Raw genomic sequence first — 13176 nt, forward strand, 5'->3', positions numbered from 1 at the left:
GCTCCTCCTAAAATTGTTAGTAACGCCTATAAGATTATCCTTTTGTACCCCCTGCCGTCAATCCTGAAACGAAGTATTTCTGGAAGAACAGGAATAATAGGGCAATCGGTACGGCAATGAGGACCGAACCGGCAGCGAAGGTAGTAAATTCCGCTCCGAATTGCTTCGCCACCATATCATAAAGGGCAACCGGTAATGTGTACATTTTTTCTGAACGTAATAGAATACTTGCAATGATAAAGTCTGCGAATGGTGCGATGAAAGAAAACAGTGCAACAACGGCAATAATCGGTTTTGCAAGGGGCATGACGATTTGGAAGAAAATTCTCAAATGTCCTGCTCCGTCCATCTTGGCTGATTCATCAAGCTCTTTCGGAATGGTATCAAGATACCCTTTCATTAACCATGTGTTCATCGGGATTTGACCTCCAACATAAACGAGGATCAAACCAATGTGAGTATCCAAAAGTTTCGTTAATAATGCTAATACGAAAATCGCAATCAGTGCGGCGAAATTCGGTATCATTTGTAAGATCAAGAATGTCATCAGTCCATTTTTACGTCCTGCAAAACGGTATCGAGAGAAAGAATAAGCTGTCAGACTGACAAGTAAAACGGTAAGGGCCATCGTAGATAAACTGACCTTTAATGAATTCCAGTACCAAAGCATATAATTACTTTTTTCTAAGTCAAATAGTTCCTTATAATGTGCCAATGTAGCATTTTTCGGAATGATAGATGAACCGGATAAACTTTGACCCGGGTTGAAAGAAGATCCGATGATCCAGGCAACCGGGTAAAGAATGATGGCAAACATGATTCCGATGACTGCGTATGAAAGTGTTAAACGTATGAGTTTCTGTCTCTTCATATTCATATTACATCATATCCTCTTCTTGGAATGATTTCGTTCTCTTGAACTGCCATATCGCTACCGTGATGACGATGATGGATAATAATAATGTGATGGCCGCGGCTTTTGAATACTGAGCGGATGTCATCGTCAAACTGTAGATCCACGAGATCAGGATGTCCGTTCCACCAGCGTTCTGTCCTGTTAAAGCTGGTCCGCCACCATTGAACAAGTAAATAACATTGAAGTTATTAAAGTTAAACGTGTACTGCGTAATGATGATTGGAGCCGTTGCGAAAAGAACAAGGGGCAACGTGATGTTTTTGAATTTCTGGAATGCCGATGCACCGTCAACCGTCGCTGCTTCATAAAGTTCATCAGGAATGGATTGAAGCACCCCTGTTGTCATGGCAAAGATGAACGGGAAGCCCAGCCAGGCTTGAATACAAATCAATGCAATTCTTGTATACATCGGTTCGGTCATCCATGGTAAACCTTCAATTCCGAAGAATCCAAGGATGTCCCGGTTGATTGTACCAAATGATTCATTGAACATTCCGGCGAAAACGAGAATTGAAACGAAAGCCGGGATGGCCCAAGGCAGGATAAAAACCGTACGTATGATGGCTTTCCCTTTCAAATCCTTTTGATTGACAAGGATGGCAAGAAATACTCCAAGTGCTACCTGAAGTGTTGTCGCTCCAAATGTCCATACGAGCGTCCAGGCAAGTACGGTAATGAATGTTTCCCTCCAAATATCAATTTTGAAAATATCAACAAAGTTTTGAATCCCCACCCAGTCGACCAATTTAGCCGGTGGTGAATGATACAAATCGTAGTTTGTAAACGCCAGTAGGACAACAAAGATAATTGGGAAGATGACTACAAATACAAGCAGTAAAAATCCAGGAGACATAATAAGGTATGGGAATCCATTGTCGATCAGATTTTTGTACTGCTCACGGATCGTGCTAAGTTTCTCTCCCCTGTCTCTCTTTTCTCCGTTCTTATAAGCGTCCCGAAGATTGAACAGGTAAAAGCCAATTCCAAAAATAGATACAATGATTGCTAAAATACCGTATACCATTAAGAAAATGGAATGATCTCCGTATGAGACGTCTGTCCCTAGGGTCGTAATTCCCCATAATCCGTAGCCGATCAAATCTCTGAAGACAAGGATAAAGGCGGCTGTCATGATCAGGAAAAATCCGCCCTTCATAAACTGCCTATGATACATCTGACCTAATCCTGGGATTAGGGAAAGGGCCAGCGCTGTTTTTCTATGTTTTGTTTGATAGGATTGTTGCTCCATCCTATATTCCCCTTTCTACGTTCACGATTTTGATAAGCTTCAAGAGCTTTTTAAGAAAAAAAGTGTTTATTTCCTTAAAAAGCCCTTGAATAGGTCTTTAAAAGGATAGCAGTACCTCTCAGGATGAGAAGGTACCGCTATTGTTTAATAATTAGTTAGAGTGATTCGCATCAATGTTCTGCTCGATTTGTTTCACCGCTGCATCAAGAGCCGCTTTTGGTTCTTGCTTACCGGTTACAACCGTTTGAAGTGAATCAGCCATTGGTCCCCAAACTTCTCCCATTTCAGGAATGTTTGGCATTGGAACCGCATATTGTGATTGCTCGGCAACCGCTTTTGCACCCGGGTTGTCAGCAATCGCTGGATCGTCGATCAAACCTTGGTTCGTTGGAACTTCCTGTGTTTGTTCGAAACGTAATTTCGCATACTCGTCTTGAGTGATGAACTCGATGAATTTTTGAGCCCACTCTTTATTTTTAGAATAGCCTGACACGTGCCAGCCTTTCACACCCATGAATGTTTTCATTGGCTCTCCGTTTGGAAGCTTAGGCATAGCAGCGATACCGATGTCGATTCCGGCATCTTTATATCCTTGGAAAGACCAAGGACCGTTCATGACTGAAGCAACTTTTCCTTCTCCAAATAGACCGTCAAGTGCAGATCCACCGTTTTCCCCGATGATTCCTTTAGGGAATAATCCATCTGTGTACCATTTTTGAATATATTCAGTACCTTCTACAGCACCTTCATTGTTTAATCCAAGATCTTTCGCATCCAATGCCCCATCATTTTCAGCAAATACATATCCGCCGAACCCACCGATTGGTGCATGTGCGAAATAGAAGTTGTCCCATAGAGCTAAGAAACCGTAGTTTCCATCTTTCGTGAAATCTTTAGCGAATGTATATACTTCATCCATTGTCTTTGGCGCTTCATCCATTAACGCCTTATTGTAAACAAATACTGGCGTTTCAGAAGACTTTGGAAGACCATATAATTTTCCATCATAACTCTCAGCTGTCATGGAAGATTCAGTGAAACGTTTTTCAATGTCCCCATCCACTTCTAGAGGAGCAATATGCCCTGCAAGAGCAAGTTCACCAATTTGGTCATGTGGTAATGTCAAAACGTCCGGGCCAGTTCCCGCAGGACCGTCTAAACGTAATTGTTCTTTCATTTTAGTCGCCATTTCGACTTCTTTCACTTCAACTTTGATGCCAGTCTCTTCTTCGAACTTGGCACCTACTTCATCCAGCCATCCAGTTTTCTCTTGATCTTCCCAGACAACCAGTTTTTCAGGTTTGTTTGCATCGTCAGCCTTTTTCTCTCCGCTGTCGCTGGATCCTTCCTCACGGTTTGGACCACAAGCAGCGAGCGCCCCTAATACAAGCATGATTACCATCAGTAATGATAACGCTTTCTTCATCTTGACCCCTCCTAAGTATGGTAAAAACGATTAATCCATATTTTAGATTGAACAAACGATTGCACTAGAACGCAAAAGACATCGCTTACATCCACTGTGAAAACGATTGCACAACCTATCTCTTATTATACAAACTATAATCCTTTTGACAATACTTTTTCGAAAATTTTTTATAGTATCCACTGAAAAAAGAAAACGCTTTATCCCTCTATATATGTTTTATTGACATCCCTCCCTGTTTCGAATACTCTTTAATTGAAATAAACATGAGGAGGAAACACGATGCTATTGGAAGCTGTTTATCATAGACCGAAAGATAATTATGCATACGCTTGCACTAATAAAGAATTACACATCCGTCTGCGCACCAAGAAGAATGACGTAACCTCTGTCACTCTCCTACACGGTGATCCCTATCAATGGGAAGACGGGAAATGGATGTACGATCGGAAGGATATGGTGATGACCGGTACGGATCATCTATTTGACTATTGGTTCGCTTCCATTACCCCTCCCTACAGGCGTCTTCGATATGGATTTCTTCTTCAAGATGAAAAAGAAGAAATATTTTATGGAGAAAAAGGGTTCAACGAATCCCCATCTGAGGATATTGGTGATTTTTTCTGTTTCCCTTTCTTGAATTCCATTGATGTGTTCAATGCCCCCTCCTGGGTGAAAGATACGGTGTGGTATCAAATTTTCCCGGAACGGTTCGCAAACGGCAATCCTGATAATGATCCTGAAGGAGCACTCGCTTGGAATAGTACAGATCCAACACCAACCAATTTCTTCGGTGGGGACCTGGAAGGCGTAACTCAGAACATTTCTTATTTAAAAGACCTTGGAATCACAGGAATTTATTTCACCCCTATCTTTAAAGCGCACTCCAACCATAAATATGACACAATAGATTATTTTGAGATAGATCCACAGTTCGGTACAAAAGAGACGATGAAGGAATTGATTAAGGTCTGTCATGAGAACGGGATCAAAGTGATGCTGGATGCCGTATTTAACCATAGTGGATTCTATTTCGAACAGTTCCAGGACGTTCTTGAGAATGGTGAAAAATCACGTTACCGTAATTGGTTCCATGTGCATGACTTCCCTTTGGATATTGAGAGTAAGCCTCCTAATTATGATACTTTTGCATTCGAGCCTTCCATGCCGAAGTTAAATACTGAAAATGAAGAGGTTCGTAATTATTTACTGGAGGTCGGACGTTATTGGATCAATGAATTCGATATTGATGGATGGCGCCTGGATGTTGCGAACGAAGTGGATCACCACTTCTGGCGTGAGTTCCGTAAAGAAGTCAAAAATTTAAAACCCGACGTATACATTCTGGGTGAAATCTGGCATGACTCCATGCCCTGGTTAAGAGGTGACCAGTTTGACGCGGTCATGAATTATCCATTTACGACAAATCTCTTGAATCTGTTTGCCAAGCAAACGATCTCTCCTGCCGCGTTCATTGAGAATATGACGTCTGTCGTTCATATGTATCCTAAAAACGTGAATGAAGTAAACTTCAATCTAGTAGGAAGTCATGACACGCCCCGTGTATTGACAGAATGCGGGGAAGACATTCGCCGAGTTAAACAAGTATATACGTTCATGCTCACTTTCACGGGAACACCTTGTATCTATTACGGAGATGAAATTGGACTTACAGGCGTTCAGGATCCCGGCTGCAGAAAATGTTTTCCTTGGGAAGAAGATCAACATAACCAAGAACTATTTGCACATATCCAAAAGCATATCGCTCTCAGAAAACAGTTTCCTTTACTCAGTAATGAAGGAACTCTTTCCTTCTTACCAGGTGACATACACGAGCATTGTCTTGCCTTTACGAAATCAAACGGAGATGAAACCGTGCTTGTTCTTTTAAACTGCAGTGAAGAATCAACCACATTTACATTACCTTTTGAACTCAAGGGTAAGAAGATCACGAATCTTTGGAGTAACGAAGAATTTGCAGCTGAGGCAGAATCAATCGAAGTGACGTTGGAAGGATTCGGTTTTACCATCCTCCAATTCTAGTAAAGTTTTCATAAATGAAGGGACTACACCTCTATGGTTAGTCCCCTTATCTATTTAAGAAGTCTGGCCCCGGCCAATTAAAGGAGCCCCCCCTATGAGTAAGAAACAAAAGAACATGACTCTCTTCGCCTTGACCTGGCCGATTTTCATTGAAATCTTCCTTCATATGCTGATGGGAAATGCAGATACGTTAATGCTGAGTCAGTACTCGGATAACTCCGTTGCAGCCGTCGGTGTATCCAACCAGATCCTTTCCCTCATTATTGTAATGTTTGGATTTGTTGCAACGGGGACGGCCATCCTGGTTGCCCAGCATTTAGGAGCAGACGAAAATCGATCAGCCGGCGAAGTGTCCATCGTCTCCATTGCTGTTAATCTAGTATTCGGTCTGGCATTAAGCATCGCCCTTGTGTTTTTCAGTAAGCCGATCCTATTATCGATGGATCTACCTGTCTCTCTCATGAATGAAGCATCTTCCTATCTGAAAATTGTAGGAGGCTTCGCTTTCATCCAGGCCCTGATCATGACGGCAGGGGCCATCATGAGAAGCTATGGCTATACGAAAGACGCCATGTATATCACGATCGGCATGAATATCATCAATGTGATCGGAAACTACTTATTTATTTTCGGACCTTTCGGAGTTCCTGTATTAGGTGTGGAAGGTGTGGCCATATCCACCATCACCTCAAGACTGATTGGATTCGTCGTAAGTATCATCGTGATAAGGAGACGAATACCAAATGCTCTTCCATTCAGGTCACTCTTCAATATTCCCGTCTCACACGTAAAGAATTTATTACGGATTGGGATCCCATCTGCTGGAGAGCACCTATCTTATAACGGATCTCAAATGGTCATCACGTATTTTATCGCAAGTCTTGGAACGAATGCCCTGACGACAAAGGTATATGCCCAGAACTTGATGATGTTCATTTTCTTATTCAGTGTCGCCATCAGTCAGGGAACTCAGATCATCATCGGGCATATGATTGGGGCAAGAGAATTTGACAACGCCTATGAACGGTGCTTAAAAAGCTTAAAGATCGCCATTGTCATCTCTCTCATCATGGCAGGAATTTTCTCCTTTGCAGCAGAGCCTCTTCTCCGGATCTTTACAAGCAACGAAGACATCATTTCACTTGGTAAGGTGTTGATCTATCTGACGATCATCCTCGAACCAGGTAGAAGCTTCAATCTTGTGGTCATCAATGCGCTCAGAGCTACTGGTGACGTCCGGTTCCCAGTTTATATGGGGGTATTATCCATGTGGGGAGTCAGCGTCACTCTTTCCTATATCCTTGGAATCTGGTTCGGTCTCGGACTAATCGGAATCTGGATTTCCTTCATAGCAGACGAATGGCTAAGAGGCATCATCATGCTCAAACGCTGGCGGTCCAAGATTTGGATACACAAACGGTTCATCCAAAATGATAAAAACGCCATGTAGAGGGACGGACCTTCCTATGGCACTGTGTTTTAAAGTTCCCAAAAGAGTCAGCTCTGTTATCTTTGAGTTGGCTCTTTTTCTCTTTTCAAAACAAATTGAAAGCGCGTTCAATTATTTAATGTTAACTTTTTTTACATTAAAACGCTTACATAGCAAATTAATACTTGAACTTTTGTTATTTTCTGAATATGATAAATAATATAACTTATACATGTCATAAAACCTAACATCAAAGAGGCGTATTCAATAAACATTTTAAAAAGGAGGAAATAACGATGAAAAAAGTGGAAGCAATTATCCGTGCAGAAGCATTTCTGTCTCTACGGGAAGCATTATGTCTTCGTGGATTTAGTGGTTTGACCGTATCGGAAGCAGCAGGGTGCGGGAAACAAAAAGGAAAACAAGGGATCTTCAGAGGAAATAAATTCGAACTGCAGTTAGTCCCAAGAGTAAAAGTGGAAATGATCGTCGACGACACTCAAGTGGAAGACATCATCGATCTCATAGTTGAACATTGCAGTACCGAAACCGTGGGAGATGGGAAAATCTTTATTTATCCTGTTGAGGAAGTGATTCGAATCCGTTCAGGGGAAAGAGGGAAAAAAGCTGTTTTATAAAACTCTTGTTTAATACAACCGCCAAGGTAAAACCAATTATGGAGGGATATCATTGATTAAAAAAATTTCTGCTCTGTCATTTTTGTCATTATTCGTGAGCACTACTGCATTTGCAGCATCCCCTACTGCTGAGTCTGTTCAAGCTTCCGTTGACTCCTTATGGGTCATGATCGCGGCCGTACTCGTATTCTTTATGCACGCCGGATTTGCAATGGTTGAAACAGGATTCACACGGGCCAAGAACTCTCTTAATATCTTGATGAAAAACTTCTTAACTGTAGCCATTGCTTCTGTCTTGTATTTCATCGTTGGATTCGCCTTCATGTTTGGCGGGACTCAAGGTGGGATCATTGGATTGGATAGCTTCTTCCTCTCAGGACGTGAAGACATCGGCTTCTTCCTATTCCAGTCTGTTTTCGCTGCTACTTGTGCAACCATCATTTCCGGTGCTGTTGCCGAAAGAATGAAGCTTAAAAGCTATATTCTTCTGACCATCGCCATGACAGGAATCATTTATCCTATCGTCGGTCATTGGGTTTGGGGAGGAGGATGGCTTTCAGAGCTTGGATTCGTCGATTTCGCCGGTTCTACCGTCGTCCATCTGACCGGCGCAGTCGGTGCCTTCATCACTGTATTATTCCTTGGTGCACGTGTCGGTAAATACAGCAAAGGGAAAGTAAATGTCATACCAGGTCATAATATACCAATTGGCGCACTCGGTGTATTCATTCTCTGGTTTGGATGGTTCGGATTTAATGGGGGCAGCAGCCTGGCAGCCGATCCTACTCTTGTGCCGCAGGTCATCACGACTACATTGTTCTCAGCATCTGCCGCCATCCTTTCATCCGCTTTTTACACGTTATTCAGATATAAACGGATCGATCCATCCCTTACTCTAAACGGTGCCCTCGGTGGACTGGTCGGTATCACTGCCGGCTGTGCCAATGTATCCCTGGTCGGGTCTCTCATCATCGGACTTATTGCTGGCGTCATCCTGGTAGAAGCTGTAACATTCATCGATTCGAAATTGAAAGTCGATGACCCTGTCGGAGCAATTGCCGTTCACGGGATCTGTGGAGTTTGGGGTACAGTGGCAGTAGGATTGTTCGATGTTCAAAATGGGGTATTATATGGAGGAGGCGCAACACTCTTAGCTACTCAAGCACTCGGCGTCATCGCTGTCATTGCCTGGACATCCATCACTGTCGGGGGATTTCTCTACATCGTAACGAGAGTATCAAGTATTCGCGTATCACGTGAAGAAGAGCTTTCAGGACTTGACTTTACAGAACATGGATCCAATGCTTATGAATTAAAGGACACTGTGTTGGAATCAAACGTTTCTTCCGTTTCTCCATTCGGTTCTGATTTAGTAGAACGATTGAATTCAATTGGTTCAGGACAGATGAGCGATAGAGTGAATCAACGAAACACAATTTAATGAATAGAAGGGCTGCTTTTAGCGGCTCTTTTTTTGTTTAAAATGTTCGATATTCAAACATAAGCTCATATGGTAGGCTTTCCAACAGCCTCCATACGAGCTTATTTAAGATATAGAAGAAATGATTTTCTCTTTTGCATCCCGAGACACAAAGTGCTTCTTGGAAAACACATTATAATGATTACCCCTAACCTCATCCAGAATCGCACGATATAATAAGGCAGCTCCCTTTACAGGGGTTCTCGAATACACCGGGTAGAGATGCATAGTACGAAAAGATTTATCGTAATAATCCTCAGCAAGCTCGGCCATCTCTTCCCATATGGAACAAAAAGCTTCGTTTGCTCTATGTTCAACCAGGTCGTTAATCGTATATTCATATTTCACTAATAAATCCTGGGGAATATATAACCTGCCTCTCTCCAGATCTTCACCGATATCCCTCAGTATATTGGTGAGCTGCATAGCATACCCGAGATGAATGCCATCCTCTCTTAAGTACTGTTCTTTCCCAGGAGCAAGAATCGGCAGGAGCATCAACCCAACAGTACTTGCTACGTGATAAGAATAATCAAGGACATCGTCCATTTTCACATACACTCTTTCACCAAGATCCATCCTTTGACCTTTTATCATGTCCCTGAAGGATTGAACATCCATGTTATATCGCTTGAACACATCATCCAATGCGACCCACATCAGTTCATTCTGGTTATAATCCCCCTTTAAAAAGGATTCGAATTCCACCTCGAATTGACTTAATTCCTCTGAAGGGCTCATGCCTTCATCAACAATATCATCTACCTTACGACAAAATGAATATACAGCCCAAACCGCCTTCTTCTGGTCTTTCGGCAGTAGGGAAAATGCTCTGTAAAACGTTTTAGAATGCAGTTTAATAATATTTTCACATTGATCGTATGCTTCCGAAATCCTGCTCATGCAAGGACACATCCTTCCTTTCAGATTCGATTTTATACTGGTCTTTAAAGGCTTCTGCAACTAGTTTTGCGCCCTGCATGACAATCGGAACTCCTCCACCTGGATGGATGGATGCACCGACCGCAAAGATATTCTTCTCCGCAAACGGTTGTACTTGGGGTCTGAATGGCCCGGATTGTCCTAAACTTGGCGCAATCCCAAAGCTTCCCCCTGAATATAGCCCTTCTTGAACCGCGTCTTCCGGGGTCCTGATCTTTATCCACGAAATCCGTTTCTTCAAGTCAGCGTATCCCCTTTCTTCCATTGTATCCAATACAAGATTGGAAAGATATTCTGAAGCTGATTTCCAGTCTATTTCATCTGAAACTGGAACCGGGATCAAGACATATAGGACGCTTTTCCCTTCAGGAGCTAGTGTAGAATCAACCTTGGAAGGATTAAATACATAAAATGATGGTTCTTTAGGAATTCTCTTATTCTTGAAAATATCCTTCATATTCCCAGAGAAATCTTCATTCAAATAAAATTGATGCATTCTTTTATCATCATAATTCCCGTCGACCCCCATATACAAAAGCACACAGCCTGATGAAGGCTTATAGGATTTCGGTGCCTTCTTCTTCACTAATGTAGATGCAGTGGGAAAATCACCGTTGATAATGACGGATTCGATTTTTTCACGCCGGTCCCCAAGAACGATATGAGTTGCTCTACCACCCGAGGTCTCTATTTCAGAAACAGGTGTACAGGTCTTAATCACAACGCCATTCTTATCGCACGCCTTCCTGAGATGATCAAGCAAACTCGCATATCCGCCTTTGATATAGTAGATGCCGTGCTTGTGCTCACTAAAGGAAACAAGGCTGTAAATAGCAGGTGTGCTGTAAGGATCCCCACCGATGTAAAGTGTTTGCAAACCGTAAGCTGTCTGCAGTTTCCCATGCTGAAAATAATGCTTTAAATTCCCCATCACATTCCGGTAAGCTTTCAACTTAAACAATGAACTCATCGTTTTACGGTTGAGAAAATCCCTCATTTTCAAAAAGGACGATTCCAGGAACTGAGGTTGCCCGATTGTAAATCGTTCATCCATATCCTTCATAAAACGAAGAAATCCTTCTTCATCTCCCGGGAATTTTTTCTTGATTTCTTCAAATTGCCTATCGACATCAGCATACTTCGTATATGTCAGCCCATCGGTAAAATGGACATCATAAAGGGGGTCGCAGCGGACGAGTTCTATTTCGCCCGTGTCAATTCCAGCCTCCGTCAAGATGGAAAGGAGCATTTCAGGTAATAGAACGATGGTCGGCCCTTTATCAATCTTGTACTCCCCTTCTTGTATAAAAGCAAGACGTCCTCCGATGGTCGCCTCTTTCTCATAGACTGTGACATCATGACCATCCTTTGCCAACAACAGTCCAGATATCAGTCCACCAATACCAGACCCTACAACGGCTACTTTCATAAAGCTTCCTCCATCGCCGTTTGTCCTTCCATGAATGAATAGGACGGATCCTCATTCATCAGCATATTGGTCGAAATCCTTGCTGATTCTAGGATCGTCGGCAGGCCGCTTCCAGGATGCGTCCCCCCTCCGACTAACCAGCAATGTTCCAGTTCTTCAAATTTGTTATGAGGGCGGAGAGCCATCATCTGAGTCAGTTGATGACCAAGGTTAAAGGTGGCTCCTTCATAAATATTGAATTCTGATTCCCAATGATGGGGAGAGATGATTTTCTCAACCATGATATGATCACGGATGTTTTCCAAGCCCGCTTTACGCTCAACCAGGTCTAAAACAAGCTCCCGGAAGGTTTGTTCATTCTCTGACCAATCAATACCGCTTATATTATTCGGTACCGGTGCAAGGATGTACAAGGTGGAATGTCCCGTGGGAGCCAAGGTAGGATCCGTTACACATGCATTTTGAATGTAAATGGAAGGATCACCGGAAAGCGTATAGGTCTCCGTAATTTCTTCAACATTCCTCTTATAATCCTCAGCAAATAGAATACTATGGTGGGGAAGATCATATTGTTTGTCGACTCCCAGATAGATCATAAAAGTAGAACAGGAATATTTTTTCTTTTTCAATTTTTCTTTACTGTATTTCTTCAATACTCCATCTTCAACCAGGTTACTCATCACATGCGCAAAGTCCCCGTTGATGATGACTTCATCTGCCTCGATCTTCTCCCCGTCCTCTGTCATGATTCCTTTCACGACATTTCCGTCTTCAATCCACAATTTCCTGACCCCTTCACCGAGATGAATCACACCGCCATGCTCTTTCACGACTTTCTCCATGGCTTTTGATAATTGGTTCAAGCCGCCGATGGGGTGAAAGATCCCGTATTCATGCTCCATGAATGACAGTATGGAGAAAGCACCCGGACATTCCCAGGGGGACATTCCTAAGTATTTTGATTGGAAAGTAAACGCCAATCTCAATTCATGGTCCGTAAAATAATCACTTAACACACTATAAAGGGATTTACCCAGGGACAATTGAGGAAGTGCTCTCAAAACCTTCCAGCTGATATATTGATAATATCTATCCATCGGGCTTTGCAAAATCGGTTTTAAACGGGTCATTTTCTTACGGGTATCATTCATAAAACGCTTATACCCTTCTGAGTTTCCAGGATAATGACGCTCGATTTCCCTGGATAATTGTTCAGGATCCTTATACATTTGCACCTTTTTATCGGTAAATATAAGTTCATACATTACAGAGAGTTCCTTTAAATCCACATAGTCATGAAGATTTCTTCCTGAAGCTTCGAATAATTCTTCTGCAATTTCCGGCATACTTAAGAATGTCGGTCCGATATCGAACGTATAACCATCCATCGTGACAGAGCCATTTCGCCCTCCTACAAATGATTGCTTCTCATATATCTCTACATTATATCCCTTACTGGCAAGGAGCATCGCTGCAGCCAATCCTCCGGGACCTGCGCCGATGACAATTATCTTTTTGGCCATTGTGATAGCCTCCAATATCATTTATTTGTACAATTATTATACAACACTTATACAATCGTTTTCCACCAGAATGAACCTTCAAACTGTTTTTTTCAAGATGA

10 protein-coding genes are annotated in these 13176 nt (G+C 42.4%); 4 read left to right on the top strand and 6 right to left on the bottom strand.

Annotation, left to right across the window (positions count from 1 at the left end; genetic code table 11):
- Nucleotides 1-34 precede the first annotated feature (34 nt).
- From LCL96_RS11275 to LCL96_RS11285, 3 genes are all read right to left on the bottom strand, one after another.
- Nucleotides 35-877: a sugar ABC transporter permease gene (locus LCL96_RS11275; protein WP_224941570.1), complete on the bottom strand. Its 843-nt coding sequence runs from the start codon at nt 875-877 to the stop codon at nt 35-37.
- 1 nt (nt 878) lies between these two features.
- A complete protein-coding gene (locus LCL96_RS11280; protein WP_224941571.1) occupies nt 879-2165 on the bottom strand; it encodes a carbohydrate ABC transporter permease in 1287 nt (428 codons plus the stop codon).
- A 151-nt stretch (nt 2166-2316) separates the two neighbouring features.
- Nucleotides 2317-3591, bottom strand: a complete 1275-nt coding sequence (locus tag LCL96_RS11285; protein ID WP_224941572.1) for an extracellular solute-binding protein — start codon at nt 3589-3591, stop codon at nt 2317-2319.
- 282 nt (nt 3592-3873) lie between these two features.
- Between LCL96_RS11285 and LCL96_RS11290 the strand changes: the two genes are divergently transcribed.
- The 4 genes from LCL96_RS11290 to LCL96_RS11305 all read left to right on the top strand — a co-directional run bounded on the left by LCL96_RS11290 (nt 3874) and on the right by LCL96_RS11305 (nt 9142).
- Nucleotides 3874-5634, top strand: a complete 1761-nt coding sequence (locus LCL96_RS11290; RefSeq protein ID WP_224941573.1) for an alpha-glycosidase — start codon at nt 3874-3876, stop codon at nt 5632-5634.
- A gap of 94 nt (nt 5635-5728) precedes the next feature.
- Nucleotides 5729-7084, top strand: coding sequence for an MATE family efflux transporter (locus tag LCL96_RS11295; protein WP_224941574.1), 1356 nt, complete (start codon nt 5729-5731; stop codon nt 7082-7084).
- A 275-nt stretch (nt 7085-7359) separates the two neighbouring features.
- Complete coding sequence (locus tag LCL96_RS11300) at nt 7360-7701, top strand: P-II family nitrogen regulator (protein ID WP_224941575.1); 342 nt, start codon at nt 7360-7362, stop codon at nt 7699-7701.
- Nucleotides 7702-7753: 52 nt separating this feature from the next.
- Complete coding sequence (locus tag LCL96_RS11305) at nt 7754-9142, top strand: ammonium transporter (protein ID WP_224941576.1); 1389 nt, start codon at nt 7754-7756, stop codon at nt 9140-9142.
- A 105-nt stretch (nt 9143-9247) separates the two neighbouring features.
- Here LCL96_RS11305 and LCL96_RS11310 read toward each other — a convergent pair whose 3' ends face one another.
- From LCL96_RS11310 to LCL96_RS11320, 3 genes are read right to left on the bottom strand one after another with little or no spacing between them, the layout of a single operon-like run.
- Nucleotides 9248-10084 carry a phytoene/squalene synthase family protein gene (locus tag LCL96_RS11310; protein ID WP_224941577.1) on the bottom strand — a complete coding sequence of 279 codons (837 nt, stop codon included), beginning with the start codon at nt 10082-10084 and terminating at the stop codon, nt 9248-9250.
- The gene (locus tag LCL96_RS11315) at nt 10050-11552 is read right to left on the bottom strand and encodes a phytoene desaturase family protein (RefSeq protein ID WP_224941578.1); all 1503 of its coding nucleotides are present in this window, start codon (nt 11550-11552) and stop codon (nt 10050-10052) included. The genes LCL96_RS11310 and LCL96_RS11315 overlap by 35 nt, the downstream gene beginning before the upstream one ends.
- Nucleotides 11549-13075: a phytoene desaturase family protein gene (locus LCL96_RS11320; protein ID WP_224941579.1), complete on the bottom strand. Its 1527-nt coding sequence runs from the start codon at nt 13073-13075 to the stop codon at nt 11549-11551. Before LCL96_RS11320 ends, LCL96_RS11315 begins: the two co-directional genes overlap by 4 nt.
- Nucleotides 13076-13176: the final 101 nt, after the last annotated feature.

Origin of the sequence: Rossellomorea aquimaris (assembly GCF_020172085.1) — a bacterium.
Classification (GTDB): Bacteria; Bacillota; Bacilli; order Bacillales; family Bacillaceae_B; genus Rossellomorea; species Rossellomorea aquimaris_E.